Here is a 14,376-nt window from a genome sequence, read left to right as displayed (position 1 = left end):
TTTGATCGGCTGCCGATCATCGGCCGGAAAGCAGATTCCACAGCCGCTGCGTCCATGAAACTGTATCAGACTCAGGCTGCGGCCGCTCCGAGGACTTCGTGGTCGGCTTATAGCCTTCGGCTCTTTTTAGCGCGGCGACCACATCGATCAGGCCGTAGCCAAAATAGTTGTCTTTTCCTTTAGGGCCAATATCCTGTGCCGTTTCGCGCATAATCTGCATCACTTCCGAATTTTTCAAGGAAGGATTGACGGAGCGGATCAACGCGGCAAGCGCGGTGACATGCGGGCTGGCCATGGAAGTGCCGGACAGAGCCGCATATTGATTGTTCGGATAGGTGCTTGCTATGCTGACGCCCGGAGCGGCCACGTCGATATAATTGCCGTAATTCGAGAAGGAGGCTTTGCCCTTTCTGGCATCCGTCGCCGCTACGGCGAATACTTCCGGATATGCGGCCGGATAGCCGGGACGATCGGTATTATCGTTGCCGCTGGCCGCGATCAGCACGACATCGTGGTCATAGGCGTAGCGAATCGCATCATGCAGAAAATTGGCTTCCGCGTAATTGCCCAGACTGAGGTTAATTACTTTGGCCCCGTGGTCCGTCGCCCAAATAATTCCTTGAGATACGGAATAGGTACTGCCCGCTCCTGATTGATCGAGCACCTTCACCGGCATGACGCGGTTATACCAGCTCATGCCCGCGACGCCCAGGTTGTTGTTGACGATTGCGCCGATCACGCCCGCTACATGCGTTCCATGGCCGACGTCGTCGAGCGGCGGCGCGCCGTCGTTGACCACGTTCGTTCCTGAGACGAGCTGATCTTTCAGGTCGGGATGGTTTATATCCACACCGGTATCGACGACGGCCACGGTCACATCCTGCGAGCCTTTGCTGACGTTCCAGCCCAACTCGGTCTCTATCTGCGGCAAGTTCCATTGATACCGATGGTAAAGTGAATCGTTGGGCGTAATAGCCCCGGCCGCATCGGTATTTGCTTCGCGTTGATTAACTTCCGGAGCGTTGAATGGAACCGCGGAATTCGTTAAATATAAGAAATGGGGTTCCGAATACGCTACATCCCATTTTTTGAAATAATTCATCAGCTCCTTCGCTTCCATATGCTCGGATTCGAATACATACGTATACCCAAGCTTATGATGAGGGCGCGTCGTACGAATATCCGATTGGATTTGGGCCAGCTCGGCCGCGCTCGGCTCTTTCTTAAAACGGACGACGACTTGATTGACGGTGTAATGGCTGGTGCCTTCATTTTGCTCGGGATGGTCCACCTGGACATCCTGCAGCGTTCGGGAATCGACGGATTCCACTTTGTATTTGCCTTCGCGCGGGTATGTGACAAGACGTAAATTTTTGAGCTGATGATCTTCGACATGCTTGACGATGCTTTGCTTCACAACGCCGACGAGACCGGAGCCTGCTTGCTCCGCAGGAACGCCGAGCACAAAATACGGTTCTCCCTTGCTTTGCAGCAATGCGGATTGATAGCTGTCGCCGCGGTCCACCGCCGCTTTCGCTTTTCTCAGTTCAGGCACGGCAAGTGTACGAATTTCATCCTGCAAGCCGCCGACGCTGATGCCGTTATCGACCGGCTGATCTGCGGTAACCCAGATGAGCTGCTCCATATGAGGGTGCTCCTTTTGCAGCTCCTGCAAGCCCTTCAGCTTGCCGTCTGCGGATTCCCGGCTTTTCTGCTGCAGCACGCGATGCAACTCAAGGCTGCATTGGCTGCGGCACAAATCGCCTGTCAGCTGCATGTCCTGCTGTAAGGTTTGCTGCTTCATCTGCATTTCGGCTGCGGGCGATAAGGCGAGACCTTCATAGTGCGGTTCATTTCCGCTGCGGGGAAACAGCATCGCGCCGAAGGCGAGCAGTAAAACGAATGACAACGCATATTTCCACATGGAATAAGCTCCTTTGCCTTAAAAATGATGAGGTTAGTGTCTCCGGTCCGAAAATTTCTTACTACCGGAAAACTTCGCCTATAGGCATGGTCATTTTCCTTATTACTTTTAAGAACGATTTGTGGTAGGATGGAAGAGAGTATGTTTACCTTAACAAAATAGGTATGGTTGAAAGAGGAGGTCTTTCAGATGGCGGTATTTAATGTGAAAAATGTATGTGAATCAACCAAAACCAAACTAAGCGAAGCAATTGTAAAAATGGAACAGTTTTTAAACGAAAACTCCTTGTCGAAGCTGAACACGGAAGTGGATGCAGCGATGGAGGATTTTTACAAAGGGTATTTATCGGATACGAGACACCTGCTTGTTTTTTCCGAGGTTGCTTACGAAAAGCTGGGCGTTTGCTTGCGTCGTCCGACTTTTAATGTGGAGTATGCGGAAAAGGTGCTCTATGAAGTTTATCATAGCTGTGTCAACAATTTCTTTTATCCGAAAAACGAGTGCTATTCCGAGGACGGACGCTATGCATATACCGGTCAGGATGCGATCCGCTTCCGGAAGAAACCGGTCCGTGCCGCGCGCGATTTGACGATTGAGCTTTCCAAAATTTTTGAAACGCTTCGTGAGGATCTGGCCTACTACGAAACGGATTATATTACTCAAAAACGGATGCAGGGCGAGCGGGTTTAGCTTTGTACATGCAAGAGATGCCGAGCGCATCTCTTTTTTTGTTGTTTAGGAAATTATGCGCAGCAAATTTCTGTGGATGACCGGGGGCTCCTCCAAAAGTAATAGGAATTGGCTTCGGAGCTTCACGTCCTTTTGGGGGACTTTGTTGTGTCCTCATTTCCCAGCGTTTGAGAAGAATACTCCCTTATCGAGCCGGGCAAATTGAGATAGGGGTGATGAAGATGCCAGACGTAAAATGCAGCGTAGCGAATTGTGAATATTGGGCTCAAGGCAATAATTGCTCCGCTAATTCGATCGCCATCGATATCGACCAGCACGCAAAAGCCGACTTAAGCGCCGAATTTGCGGAAGATCTAGGCGGTCATCAGGACCGGGCGTCCAGCGCGGCAAATACATGCTGCCACACGTTCAAAGCAAAAAAGTAGGAATCCGATTATTGGGAGGCTAAACCCGTGAATGAGCACAAAGACCGGCACACAGGGGAGCAGCATCCGCATCATTCGAATCAATTGTCCATGGACCAGCTGCGCAAGGAGACCGGCCAGGAAAACCGCGAAGAATATGCAGCCGAGCTTTCGCCTTATGGAGCGCCTGTTCAGGCCCCGATGGAATATAAACGATCCGTACAGCTATCGGAAGCTCAGGAAGAGCCTTTGGAAACAGGCAGCAAATGGGTAGGATATGCGGGACTGATTATCGGAATTTTATCCCTCTTCGCTTTGCCTGTTCTGTTCGGCGTGTCCGCCGCGCTGCTTGGCGTGATCAGTTATCTCCAAGGAAACCGTGCGTTGGGCGTCAGTTCCGTTATTCTCGGCATTATCTCTTTGGCAGGCTATTTTCTTCTTGTCCCGTTATACGCGTAATAGTTTCCGGTGTCCGAATCAAAAACCAAGCCATCAAGCCCGATATGGGCTTGGTTTTGTTAGAGTACTGCAGACTGATTGTTACGGTGATTTTTTGTCCGTTATTCATCGACAATCAGGCAGTCCGGAAATACAAGCGGAGCTGACCGGTAAAATCGTCCGATATTAAAAAAAACTGGATGGCGCGTCCGAAACAGTGTACAATAGTGAAGATACTGTTGGACGGGGAGTATATGTACATATGAACATTGATCCAAGAACGTTGAAGGAATTGCTCCAGCTGCAAATGCTGAATAAAATGGATTTTATTACTGGCGGCTCTGCGGCAGGCAGCGAATCTTCCGGCTCGGAATTTTCCCAACTGTTGAACAGCTTATTGGAGCAAGCTTCCGGAGGACAAGCCGCTGCGAATGGTTCGGTCAAAGCCGCATCTGCAGCGCTGAAACCGGAGCAGCAGCCGACAGCCATGACTTCTCCTTTCTTCGGAGTGTTCCCGTATCGCGAAAGCAATTTGCGCGGACCGGCGAAGGCAGCCGAGCTGGATCCGCTTATCAAGGATGCCAGTCGCCGCAACGGCGTGCAGCCAAGTCTGGTGAAAGCGGTAATCGACGCGGAATCCGCCTTTAATCCTTACGCCGTATCGAGAGCGGGAGCGAAGGGATTGATGCAGCTGATGGACGATACCGGGCAGGAGGTCGGCGTGACCAATCCGTTCGATCCGGTGCAAAACATTCACGGCGGCACCCGATATTTGTCCCGGCTGCTGAAGCAATTTAACGGCAATGAAGGGGTAGCTCTGGCCGCATATAACGCCGGATCAGGCAGGATAACCCGGTTGGGCATCACGAACGATCAAGAATTGCAGGAGAAGCTGCACTTGCTTCCGACGGAAACCCGGAATTACGTAAGCAAAGTGATGAGGCTTCAGCGTCAATACGAAGCTTAGATCTAATATAGACAAGACCTGCAACAAGCCCGCTCATTAACGCGCTTTTTGCCGGGTCTTGTTTTTTGTGAGGAGAGAGCGATGCTATATTTGGATTATGCCGCAACGACTCCGCCCTACGGTGAGGTCGTAGATACGATGGCCGAGGTTCTGAAGACGCATTTCGGCAATCCGTCCTCGCTGCATCGGATTGGGGTCGAAGCCGAGCAGCTTGTCAAGCAAGCAAGAACCGTTATTGCAGACAGTCTGGATGGCCGACCGGATGAAATTATTTTTACGTCGGGCGGCACGGAAAGCAATAATTTGGCAATTCAAGGCGCCGTTCGAAAGTTTCGGAGACGGGGCAACCATATCATTACGACGGCGGTCGAGCATGCTTCGGTATTCGAGACGATCCATATGCTGGAGGAGCAAGGCATGCGGATTACCGTCCTGCCTGTCAATGCGGCCGGCGTGACCGATTTGACCGCTCTGGAGGAGGCGCTGTCCGAGGAGACGATTCTGGTCAGCGTTATGGCGGTTAATAACGAGGTAGGCACCCTCCAGCCAATCGCACAAATCGGCGAGCTGCTGAAAAGCCGCAATTCCAGGGCTCTGTTTCATGTCGATGCGGTGCAGGCTTTTTGCAAGCTGCCGATTTCGCCGGCTCGCTGTGGAATCGATCTGATGTCCTGCTCCGCGCACAAGCTGCGCGGGCCCAAAGGGAACGGGTTGCTCTATTGCAGGCACGGCTTGGAGCTGGAGCCGCTTGTATGGGGCGGAGGTCAGGAAGGCGGAAGACGGCCAGGAACGGAAAACGTCGCGGGCATAGTCGGAATGGCCAAGGCCGTGCGGATGGCCGCCGAGCGGCAGCCGGATTTTGTCCGGCATACCGCCGCGATCAGGGAGCGCATCGTCGAGGGGATACGGCAAATTCCGGAACTCGTATTAAACGGGGCCGACGACGCTTCCATCATGGCACCGCATATCATCCATTTTTCATTCCCGGGTATGAAGTCGGAAGTGCTGGTTCATGCTTTAGAACAACAGGGCGTTTATGTATCCACACGCTCCGCCTGCTCCTCGGCCGCCGCTCAGCCGAGCAGAGTGCTGAAAGCGATGGGCTGCGACGATGCGGTAGCGACGAGCGGCATCCGGATCAGCTACTCGCTCGACCAATCGCTTGAGGACGCGGAATCGTTTTGCCGCATCCTGAGCCAGGCTGTGGAGCAATTAAAGCCAGCGATAACACCGCAGCGAAGACGGAGGTAAGAATGATACCCGATTTAATCGTGCTACGGTTAGGAGAACTTACGCTAAAAGGAAAAAACAGGCATCGCTTTGAAAAGGCGATAAACGAACAGGTGCGCAGAGTGCTGCGTCCGTTTCCGAAGCTGAACTTTATCCGCGAGTTCGGCAGAGTTTATATCGAGCTGAACGGCGAATCGTTTCCGCACATCGCGGAAAAGCTGAAAAAGGTGCTCGGACTCGGTTCGTTCAGTCCCGTGCTTACCGCTCCGCTGGAGCTTGAAGCCGTACGGCTGGCAGCGCAGGAGGCGATGCAGGCTGCGGTTACGGATTATCGGACAAAAGAGACGGAAATCAAGTTTAAAGTAACGGTGCGAAGGGTCAATAAAAGCTTCCCCTATGATTCGCAGCAGATGAACAAGCTTGTCGGCGGCTCTATTTTACGGGCGGTTCCCGGCTTGAAGGTCGATGTCAACAACCCGGATATCGAGTTGAAGATCGAGCTGCGCGACGAGCGGGCGCTGATCTTTTCTCAAGTAGTCGAAGGAACCGGCGGCTTCCCGCTTGGGACGAACGGCAAAGCGATGCTGATGCTGTCGGGAGGCATCGATAGCCCGGTTGCCGGTTTTTTGGCGCTCCGCCAAGGCTTGAAGCTGGAGGCCGTACATTTTCACAGCTATCCGTACACCAGCGAGAGATCGCAGCAAAAGGTGAAGGAACTGGTCGGCAAGCTGTCTGCTTATGCGGGGGATATCAAACTCCACATGGTTCCGTTTACGTCCGTGCAAACGAAAGTGCATCAGGCGTACAAGCAAAATTTACTCATTACGATTTTGCGGCGGGCGATGTTCCGGATTACGGAAAAGCTGGCCGACGGCAGCGGAGCTTCCGCCATAGTTACGGGGGAAAGCCTGGGTCAAGTCGCAAGCCAGACGCTTGCAAGCATGAATGCGATCGGACGAGCAGTCGGAATTCCGGTTATTCAACCGCTGATTTGCATGGAGAAGCAGCAAATTATCCGGATTGCCGAGATGATCGATACGTTCGATATTTCGATTCAGCCGCATGAGGACTGCTGTACGCTGTTTTTGCCGCCGTCGCCGAGCACGAATCCGAATCTCCGCGTCGTGGAAAGCATTGAAAGCAAGATGGAATGGCTCGAGGCGGAGCTGGATGAGGCGGTTAAGCAGACGGAAACGATCTGGATCCAGGAGGGCGGGCAGCGGCACTCGCATGCATCATTTTTCTAAAACAAATATATTAAAAACTTATTCGTCATAAGCTTGTATAAGAGAGTATGGCGTGGTGAGTCGAGCATAAGTGGAGGGTATTTACATGTGGGAATGGTTCCTGTTATTTTTGCAAATTATGCTGATTAATATCGTACTCAGCGGCGATAATGCGGTTGTCATTGCGCTCGCCAGCAAAAACCTGCCGCTCCATCAACGGAAAAAAGCGATTTGGTGGGGGGCCGTCGGTGCGATCGGCTTGCGGCTCATCCTGACGATTATAGCGGTTTATGTGCTGAGCGTCCCGTACATCCAGGCGGCAGGCTCGCTGCTTCTTATCTGGATCGCGGTAAAACTGCTCATCGACGACGACGGTCATTCCAATGTCAAGGAAGCGTCCACGCTGGGCAAAGCGGTCTGGACGATCATTATCGCCGATTTTGTCATGAGTCTCGACAACGTGCTGGCTATCGCGGCCAAAGCGGAAAACGATTTGACTGTTATCATATTGGGGATTGGCTTAAGCGTTCCGATTATTATATGGGGCAGTACGCTCGTCATGAATTTGCTGACCCGCTTTCCGGTACTTGTCTATATCGGAGCCGGTATATTGGGCTATACGGCCGGCGAAATGTTCGTGAAGGACGAGACGGTATCCCATATCGTATTGCAAAGCGTTCCGCATTGGGTCGTTCCGATCGTTTGTACAGTAGTCGTGATCGGGGCCGGATTGTTGAAAAAATTGGCAGGCGGACCGAAGCCGAAGCATTCTTAGGCAGGCCGACAGCGGAACGGAGACATAATCCGCGCTTCCCACTTTGTCAGTTCTTTGTCGGTTCTCCTTGCGTTTTGCAACAAATTCGCGTATACTATTTATAAATGTCAAGCGTCGGCGCTTATGTCCGACGCTTGTTTTATGAACGGACCCCGACCCTGCCTGCTCAGGGCAGCCGGAGAGTCTAATAAGGAGAGGTAAGGAAACCATATGCATGCAAGAGATAAAATTCGCAACATTGCCATTATAGCTCACGTCGATCACGGAAAAACGACTTTGGTGGACAAATTGCTGCAGCAATCGGGCACGTTCCGCGAGCATGAAGCGGTTCAAGAGCGGGCCATGGACTCCAACGATTTGGAACGGGAACGCGGCATTACGATTTTGGCCAAAAATACGGCCATCAAGTATAAGGATTATTTGATTAATATCGTGGATACGCCGGGCCACGCCGACTTCGGCGGCGAAGTGGAGCGGATCATGAAGATGGTTGACGGCGTTCTGCTGGTCGTGGACGCTTTTGAAGGTACGATGCCGCAAACCAAGTTCGTGCTGCGCAAAGCACTGGAACAAAATTTAACGCCAATCGTCGTCGTCAACAAAATCGACCGCCCGAACGCGCGTCCTGCCGAAGTCGTCGATGAAGTGCTGGATTTGTTTATCGAACTGGGCGCCAACGACGAGCAGCTGGATTTCCCTGTCGTCTATGCGTCCGCTTTAATGGGGACTTCAAGCATGGATGCCGATCCGGCAAAGCAGGATGCCAATATGCAGGCCATTTACGATACGGTTGTGGAGCATATTCCTTCGCCGTCGGAAAGCATCGAACAGCCGCTGCAATTTTTGGTTACGCTGATGGATTATAATGAATATTTGGGCCGCATCGCGATCGGACGCGTTAACCGCGGCGTCGTGAAACAGGGTCAGCCGATCGCTGTCATTAACCGCGAAGGGGTAACGAAGCAGGCGAGAATCGAGAAGCTGTTCGGCTTCCAAGGATTGAAGCGGATTGAAGTCGAAGAAGCCGGAGCCGGCGATATCGTAGCTATTTCGGGGATCAAGGATATCAACATCGGCGAAACGTTGGCCGACCCTGCGAACCCTGAAGCGCTGCCTGTGCTCAAAATCGACGAGCCGACGCTGCAGATGACGTTCCTGGTGAACAACAGTCCGTTTGCCGGACGCGAAGGCAAATGGGTCACATCGCGCAAGCTGCGCGAGCGCCTGTTCAAGGAGCTGGAAACCGACGTCAGCCTGCGGGTCGACGAAACCGACAGCCCGGATGCGTTTATCGTATCCGGCCGCGGAGAGCTGCACCTTGGCATATTGATCGAAAATATGCGCCGCGAAGGCTTTGAACTGCAGGCGTCGAAGCCGGAAGTTATTATCAAGTTGATCGACGGACAAAAGAGCGAGCCATTGGAACGGCTTATCATCGACATTCCCGAGGAAAGCATGGGAGCGGTGATGGAGAGCCTCGGAACGCGCAAAGCCGAAATGGTGAATATGATCAACAATGGCACAGGCAACGTGCGCCTGGAATTTCTGATTCCGGCCCGCGGCCTGATCGGTTACCGCACCTATTTTCTAACCTTGACCCGCGGCTACGGCATCATGAACCATGCGTTTGACAGCTACGGTCCTTATCTTGGTTCCGGTGTGGGCGGACGTCATGAAGGCGTACTTGTATCCAGCGAGACCGGCACTTCGACGTTGTACGGCATGCTTTCCGTCGAAGATCGCGGCATCTTGTTCCTGGAGCCGGGAACCGAGGTATATGAAGGGATGATCGTCGGCGAGCATACGCGCGATACCGATATTATTGTCAACATCTGCAAAGAAAAGCAGCTGACCAACATCCGTTCGGCAGGTAAAGACGATACGGTGAAAATGAAAACGCCGCGGCTGTACTCGCTGGAGCAGGCTCTGGAATATTTGAACGACGACGAATACTGCGAAATTACGCCGAAATCGATTCGTTTGCGCAAAAAAATTCTGAACAAAAGCGAACGCGAGCGTGCGGAAAAACACCGCAAAATGGCAGAAGCGAACGCATAAAGACGATTGCCGGAAAGCTCTGAGGATTCAGAGCTTTCTTTTTAAACATTATAGTATTTATAAGTTTCGGGGCTCCCCGCAAAGTACCTGAATCAGCTTCGAAGCAAGGCCCCGCTTTGTGGGGATATTTAACAAGCAGCGCTACAATAAAAGGAGGTTTTCGCCCATGACCGAATGGTTTCGTGCCCATCCTTACATTACTTACATAATCATTTTCGTGCTGATTACGTACGTGTATAATAAAGTGTTTAAAACACGCAGGCTGCCTATCCTGAAAGAAGCTGTTATTTATTTGCTGCTGGGTGTCGGGGCGCTCATGCTGCTGATGTTTCAACTGGGAGCGCTGCCGATTATTCCGAGTCTGGCTGTGGCGGTCGCGCTTATGCTGATGGTGAAAATCCGCTATTTTTTCCAGGAACGGCAAAACAGAAAGTCATAAGATGAGGTGAGCTGAATGAGCACACTGTGGCTGACCCCTGTATCGATCGATGAAACGGAACCATCCGTGACATTGCTGTGCGAACGGTTGGAGCTGGCGCCTGGTGCGGCTGCCGACCGTTTTTTGGCATTGATGAAATCTGTTCATCCGCGGCTGCTCGTGAGCTTTAAGGCGAATTTGCTGCTGAGCGAGGACTCCGAGGCATGCGGCATCGACGAGCTGCCGTTTGAGCTGGCTGGCGGCGGGCAGATCGTGTTTGGGGAAGGGGCGTTGGAGCTGTCGCATTGCGCGCAGGCTTATTGGGACCGGCTGCCGTCGGCGGCCGAGCTGGAGGGATGGCTTGGGGAAGCGGTACGGCTAGCTGAAAACAACCCCGATCCGGTTGTCGGGCAATGGGTGGCCGCAATGCAAAATTGGCATCGGCAAGGATTCGCAATCGCTCTGCTGAGAGGGGAGTAACGAAGATGAGGCTTGAGGATGCGCTGTTTAATTGGCTGCAGATCAAAATAGTCGCGGAAGCCAGACGGGACGATCAGGCGGCGGAAGAGACGCAGCGGTTTTTTGAGGAGATTTTGCGGGAGGACCACACATTAACGGAGTTTGAAGCAACCGAGGACGAAACGATGGTGCATATTCATTATGTCGTCGACGGCAAGCGCAAACGGCTGATGTTCGATAAAGAATCCGCCGGGCAGCTGCTGGAAGATATTAATTCGAATCCGAAGTACAACAATGAATGACATAACTAACGAGAATATCAATAAAATAAAATATAAAGCATGAAAGGGAGTGGCTGGCGTAGAAACCGTGTTCAGAATGGACATCCACAAGTGTCTGTGGTTGCCGATACATACCTGTGCTATAATATAGTCATCAACACAGCAACACACAAAGATAAAGACGCAGGAGGGGTAGCCATGGCAGAAACGATCACACTACTGCCGGAACCATTATTCGCAGCCATGCAAAAGGAATCGTTTGCACTTCTCAGCACAATCGATTATGAATCCGGCGGACCGAGCATGAATGCGATCTCCTGGCTGTTTGCCAAAGATCCGGGAACGGTTCGCTTTGCCGTGGACCAGCGTTCGCGAATTGTCAGCAACATCAAACAAAACCCGCAGGTGAATTTAACGTTCATCGGGGCGGGGTCGGTCCATGCGATCTATGGAAAATGCAGTATTGTAACGGAAGCGCTCGAAGGCGTGCCGTTCAAATTGGTTTGTTTCGATATCGACATCTCGGTCGTACGGGATGCGATGTTTTACGGAGCGCGTATTTCCACTGCGCCCGAATATGAAAAAACGTATGACAAGCGCGCAGCGGAGAAATTGGATAATCAAGTTTTTGATGCGATGAAAAAAGCCTAGAATGTTTTGGATTCTAGGCTTTTTCTCCATTTTCTAAATGAATCGACTTCACGCTTTACAGATTAGGGTTCTGCATTTGCGGTTCTTTGCTTTGCTCGGATGGAGGCGGTTCGACATCCCGCGGAAGCTGCGGAATAATGCGTCCGATAATTTCCGCCATTTCCTCGGCAAAACCTCTGACGGGTCTGCCGTTGCGGATATTATCTCTGATTTTACCGATTCTTGCAGCAAGATCCATATCCGCCGTTACGATAGCATCGACACCGTAAGGATCTTTTTTCAACGCTTCAGCAACCGAGAGCTTGATGGTACCCACTTTGGCCCGGTCCATCTCCGGCGGCACATTGATTCCGACTACCGCTGTGTTTCCAAAAACGACGCATTTGGCGTTTTCGACATACGGAACGCTGGTGGCAATTTGCTCCAAACGTGCGGAGACGGCCTGCGAATCGACAATTTCCTTTTTTTGAGGCGCCGTTTGTTGGGCCTTCACTTGCCGGTTTGCATCGTTGGCCGGAGCGGGGGAAGCTCCATTCTTTGGTGATTGGTTACATCCTACCAAAATGAACAGCAGCAGGATACAGTAGACAAATATTCTCATCATTGATCGTTCCTTTCTATCCCTTTAATAGCTTTGGTTAGTTTGTCCTTGACTGTGAATTCCTATGTATTGCGAACAGCCAAACACCAAACCTGGGAGGGACTCATATGAAAAAAATTTTTGTACTGGACACGAATGTGCTCTTGCAGGATCCGAATGCGATTTACGCTTTTGAGGATAATGAGGTTGTAATACCCGCCATCGTGCTGGAAGAAATTGATTCAAAAAAACGCAATGCCGATGAGCTGGGCCGAAATGCGAGACAAATCTCTCGCATGATGGACGGCATGCGGAATCAAGGCAGGCTGTATGAAGGCATCAAGCTGCCGAACGGCGGCAAGCTGAAGGTCGAATTAAACCACCGGAGCTTTGCGAAGCTGCAAGAAACGTTTGCCGAAGGCACAAGCGATAACCGTATTTTGGCGGTCGCGCTCAATTATCATATGGAAGAACAGGAAAAGCCCGACCCGAGACCGGTTATTATGGTGAGCAAAGATACGCTGGTCCGGATTAAAGCCGACGTGCTCGGCTTGACGGCGCAGGATTATTTGACAGACCGGGTCGTCAATGTGCCCGGGGATATGTACATGGGCTACTTGACGATACATGCGCATCCGGCTATTATCGACGAGTTTTATACGTACCGGCATTTAAGCGTCAATTCGTTGAATTTGACTTACCCGCTGCATCCTCATGAATTCGTCATTTTGAAGGACGAGATGGGTACGTCCAAATCGGCATTGCTGAAGGTGAATGCGGAAGGGAAAAGGCTGGAACCGCTGTTTTTGAGCAACGATCCGATCTGGGGTATCGGCGCCCGCAATGCGCAGCAGCGCATGGCGCTGGAGCTGCTGCTCAATGACGAGATCCCGCTTGTAACTTTGACGGGGAAAGCGGGTACGGGCAAAACGCTGCTCACGCTGGCATCCGGTCTGATGAAGGTCGAAGACGAGCGGAAATATAAAAAGCTGCTGATCGCCCGTCCCGTCGTTCCGATGGGTAAAGATATCGGGTATTTGCCGGGGGAAAAAGAAGAGAAGCTGCGTCCGTGGATGCAGCCGATCTACGATAACCTGGAGTTTCTGTTCGATACGAAAAAGCCCGGCGACATCGATAAAATATTGGCCGGACTCGGCAGCATCCAGGTTGAAGCACTCACCTATATTCGCGGCCGCTCCATTCCGGGCCAGTTCATCATTATCGACGAAGCCCAAAACTTGTCGAAGCACGAGATTAAAACGATTGTTTCGCGGGTCGGCGAAAACAGCAAGATCGTTCTGCTCGGCGATCCGGAGCAGATCGATCACCCCTATCTGGATGCTTCCAGCAACGGGTTGACTTATGTGGTCGAGCGGTTCAAGGACCAGAACATCAGCGGTCATATTACCCTCGAGCGGGGGGAAAGATCGCATCTGGCCCAGCTTGCGGCCGATCTGTTGTAATAATTGAAAAAAGCAGGGAGACGGTCTGCAATGACTGTCTCCCTGCTTTTTTTGCCGTTGCCCCGATTTCGCCTTTTTGGCGTTCTAAAGGACCGGATGGACCTTATCTGGTTCGCCGGACACGAACGAAATCAGTCGGCGATCAAGAAGTCAACGGCCTCGCAGCGGTAGGCGCGGGCTATTCGACGTGCAAGCTCGTCCGAAGGCGAGTCCGTCACATAGACGGCTTCTTCCCCCTGCACAAATGAGGCGAGCAAATGCTCTTCAAGCTGTTCAGCCGCCTGTGCGGGCTCGGCTCCCGCCTGACCGGCATGAAGCGTAAACAAATATACCTCGTCAGCATAAACGTAGCTATTGCCGGACCTGCTGACAAACCCATAATCCGTGTAGACGGGCCGGGGTTTGACGGAGTCGGGAAGCAGCAGCAGCGCCATAAGCTCGTAAGGAATACGGTACTGCTCCATAATGGGGTGAGCCGCCAGCCGCTCGTCCGCAGACGAGAAAATAAGCAGCTCCTTATCCCTGTCGAATAGGGGGGCTTTTGCGGCGAGCGCCTTGATCACCTGGGCATAAAAGCCAGGCAGCTTATGATCCGGCATATCCATAAGCAGACCGAATTTATGTGCGGTTGCCATCACGCGGCGCCTCCTTTCTAACGTACAATTATGATGATCGTAGCATGAAGGACCGGCGCGCCGCAAGCAACCGGAAAAAGGGAACGCTTGCCGCAGGGGCCGCAAGCGCAATAAAGCTGCTGCAGACTACAGCAAAGCTTTAAGCCGGCCTGAAACTTTTTGGGCAAGCCGTTCTGA

General features: G+C 52.1%; 16 protein-coding genes. 13 read left to right on the top strand and 3 right to left on the bottom strand.

Going from position 1 to position 14,376, the window contains the following annotated elements; all coding sequences use genetic code 11:
- Nucleotides 1–16 precede the first annotated feature (16 nt).
- Entirely contained in the window at nt 17–1,924 is a 1,908-nt protein-coding gene (locus E1757_RS16690; RefSeq protein ID WP_133230096.1) for a S8 family peptidase, read from the bottom strand.
- 189 nt (nt 1,925–2,113) lie between these two features.
- On the opposite strand from E1757_RS16690, the gene E1757_RS16685 reads away from it, so the two are divergent.
- The 12 genes from E1757_RS16685 to E1757_RS16630 all read left to right on the top strand — a co-directional run bounded on the left by E1757_RS16685 (nt 2,114) and on the right by E1757_RS16630 (nt 11,521).
- On the top strand, nt 2,114–2,614 hold the full coding sequence (locus tag E1757_RS16685) for a YpuI family protein (RefSeq protein WP_133230094.1): 501 nt from the start codon (nt 2,114–2,116) through the stop codon (nt 2,612–2,614).
- 221 nt (nt 2,615–2,835) lie between these two features.
- A complete protein-coding gene (locus E1757_RS16680; protein WP_133230092.1) occupies nt 2,836–3,039 on the top strand; it encodes a DUF1540 domain-containing protein in 204 nt (67 codons plus the stop codon).
- 27 nt (nt 3,040–3,066) lie between these two features.
- Nucleotides 3,067–3,477, top strand: a complete 411-nt coding sequence (locus E1757_RS16675; RefSeq protein WP_133230090.1) for an MFS transporter — start codon at nt 3,067–3,069, stop codon at nt 3,475–3,477.
- A 241-nt stretch (nt 3,478–3,718) separates the two neighbouring features.
- A complete protein-coding gene (locus E1757_RS16670; protein WP_133230088.1) occupies nt 3,719–4,423 on the top strand; it encodes a lytic transglycosylase domain-containing protein in 705 nt (234 codons plus the stop codon).
- An 81-nt stretch (nt 4,424–4,504) separates the two neighbouring features.
- On the top strand, nt 4,505–5,674 hold the full coding sequence (locus tag E1757_RS16665) for a cysteine desulfurase family protein (RefSeq protein WP_133230086.1): 1,170 nt from the start codon (nt 4,505–4,507) through the stop codon (nt 5,672–5,674).
- 2 nt (nt 5,675–5,676) lie between these two features.
- Nucleotides 5,677–6,900, top strand: coding sequence for a tRNA uracil 4-sulfurtransferase ThiI (thiI, locus tag E1757_RS16660; protein WP_133230084.1), 1,224 nt, complete (start codon nt 5,677–5,679; stop codon nt 6,898–6,900).
- 85 nt (nt 6,901–6,985) lie between these two features.
- Nucleotides 6,986–7,654 carry a TerC family protein gene (locus tag E1757_RS16655; RefSeq protein WP_133230082.1) on the top strand — a complete coding sequence of 223 codons (669 nt, stop codon included), beginning with the start codon at nt 6,986–6,988 and terminating at the stop codon, nt 7,652–7,654.
- A 210-nt stretch (nt 7,655–7,864) separates the two neighbouring features.
- Entirely contained in the window at nt 7,865–9,712 is a 1,848-nt protein-coding gene (gene typA, locus E1757_RS16650) for a translational GTPase TypA (RefSeq protein ID WP_133230080.1), read from the top strand.
- A 166-nt stretch (nt 9,713–9,878) separates the two neighbouring features.
- Nucleotides 9,879–10,151 carry a YlaH-like family protein gene (locus E1757_RS16645; protein ID WP_133230078.1) on the top strand — a complete coding sequence of 91 codons (273 nt, stop codon included), beginning with the start codon at nt 9,879–9,881 and terminating at the stop codon, nt 10,149–10,151.
- A gap of 15 nt (nt 10,152–10,166) precedes the next feature.
- Nucleotides 10,167–10,610, top strand: coding sequence for a hypothetical protein (locus tag E1757_RS16640; RefSeq protein WP_133230076.1), 444 nt, complete (start codon nt 10,167–10,169; stop codon nt 10,608–10,610).
- A gap of 5 nt (nt 10,611–10,615) precedes the next feature.
- Nucleotides 10,616–10,891, top strand: a complete 276-nt coding sequence (locus E1757_RS16635) for a hypothetical protein (RefSeq protein ID WP_133230074.1) — start codon at nt 10,616–10,618, stop codon at nt 10,889–10,891.
- Between the two features lie 177 nt (nt 10,892–11,068).
- On the top strand, nt 11,069–11,521 hold the full coding sequence (locus E1757_RS16630; protein ID WP_133230072.1) for a pyridoxamine 5'-phosphate oxidase family protein: 453 nt from the start codon (nt 11,069–11,071) through the stop codon (nt 11,519–11,521).
- A gap of 55 nt (nt 11,522–11,576) precedes the next feature.
- Here the strand turns inward: E1757_RS16630 and E1757_RS16625 are convergent, their stop codons facing one another.
- Nucleotides 11,577–12,122 carry a YhcN/YlaJ family sporulation lipoprotein gene (locus tag E1757_RS16625; protein WP_133230263.1) on the bottom strand — a complete coding sequence of 182 codons (546 nt, stop codon included), beginning with the start codon at nt 12,120–12,122 and terminating at the stop codon, nt 11,577–11,579.
- 107 nt (nt 12,123–12,229) lie between these two features.
- Here E1757_RS16625 and E1757_RS16620 point away from each other — a divergent pair, with 107 nt between their 5' ends.
- On the top strand, nt 12,230–13,564 hold the full coding sequence (locus E1757_RS16620; RefSeq protein ID WP_133230070.1) for a PhoH family protein: 1,335 nt from the start codon (nt 12,230–12,232) through the stop codon (nt 13,562–13,564).
- Between the two features lie 131 nt (nt 13,565–13,695).
- Here the strand turns inward: E1757_RS16620 and E1757_RS16615 are convergent, their stop codons facing one another.
- Nucleotides 13,696–14,199 carry a hypothetical protein gene (locus E1757_RS16615; protein WP_133230068.1) on the bottom strand — a complete coding sequence of 168 codons (504 nt, stop codon included), beginning with the start codon at nt 14,197–14,199 and terminating at the stop codon, nt 13,696–13,698.
- Nucleotides 14,200–14,376: the final 177 nt, after the last annotated feature.

Origin of the sequence: Paenibacillus piri, assembly GCF_004354045.1 — a bacterium.
GTDB lineage: Bacteria > Bacillota > Bacilli > Paenibacillales > NBRC-103111 > Paenibacillus_S > Paenibacillus_S piri.
This window is presented reverse-complemented; position numbering and strand designations above follow the sequence as displayed.

What these genes read in the sequence shown, in the direction of transcription:
- E1757_RS16630 (WP_133230072.1), top strand. Translation starts at nt 11,069, where the DNA reads ATGGCAGAAACGATCACACTACTGCCGGAACCATTATTCGCAGCCATG.
- E1757_RS16625 (WP_133230263.1), bottom strand. Translation starts at nt 12,122, where the DNA reads ATGAGAATATTTGTCTACTGTATCCTGCTGCTGTTCATTTTGGTAGGA.
- E1757_RS16670 (WP_133230088.1), top strand. Translation starts at nt 3,719, where the DNA reads ATGAACATTGATCCAAGAACGTTGAAGGAATTGCTCCAGCTGCAAATG.
- typA (WP_133230080.1), top strand. Translation starts at nt 7,865, where the DNA reads ATGCATGCAAGAGATAAAATTCGCAACATTGCCATTATAGCTCACGTC.
- E1757_RS16655 (WP_133230082.1), top strand. Translation starts at nt 6,986, where the DNA reads ATGTGGGAATGGTTCCTGTTATTTTTGCAAATTATGCTGATTAATATC.
- E1757_RS16690 (WP_133230096.1), bottom strand. Translation starts at nt 1,924, where the DNA reads ATGTGGAAATATGCGTTGTCATTCGTTTTACTGCTCGCCTTCGGCGCG.
- E1757_RS16640 (WP_133230076.1), top strand. Translation starts at nt 10,167, where the DNA reads ATGAGCACACTGTGGCTGACCCCTGTATCGATCGATGAAACGGAACCA.
- E1757_RS16635 (WP_133230074.1), top strand. Translation starts at nt 10,616, where the DNA reads ATGAGGCTTGAGGATGCGCTGTTTAATTGGCTGCAGATCAAAATAGTC.
- E1757_RS16615 (WP_133230068.1), bottom strand. Translation starts at nt 14,199, where the DNA reads ATGGCAACCGCACATAAATTCGGTCTGCTTATGGATATGCCGGATCAT.
- thiI (WP_133230084.1), top strand. Translation starts at nt 5,677, where the DNA reads ATGATACCCGATTTAATCGTGCTACGGTTAGGAGAACTTACGCTAAAA.
- E1757_RS16665 (WP_133230086.1), top strand. Translation starts at nt 4,505, where the DNA reads ATGCTATATTTGGATTATGCCGCAACGACTCCGCCCTACGGTGAGGTC.
- E1757_RS16620 (WP_133230070.1), top strand. Translation starts at nt 12,230, where the DNA reads ATGAAAAAAATTTTTGTACTGGACACGAATGTGCTCTTGCAGGATCCG.
- E1757_RS16645 (WP_133230078.1), top strand. Translation starts at nt 9,879, where the DNA reads ATGACCGAATGGTTTCGTGCCCATCCTTACATTACTTACATAATCATT.
- E1757_RS16685 (WP_133230094.1), top strand. Translation starts at nt 2,114, where the DNA reads ATGGCGGTATTTAATGTGAAAAATGTATGTGAATCAACCAAAACCAAA.
- E1757_RS16680 (WP_133230092.1), top strand. Translation starts at nt 2,836, where the DNA reads ATGCCAGACGTAAAATGCAGCGTAGCGAATTGTGAATATTGGGCTCAA.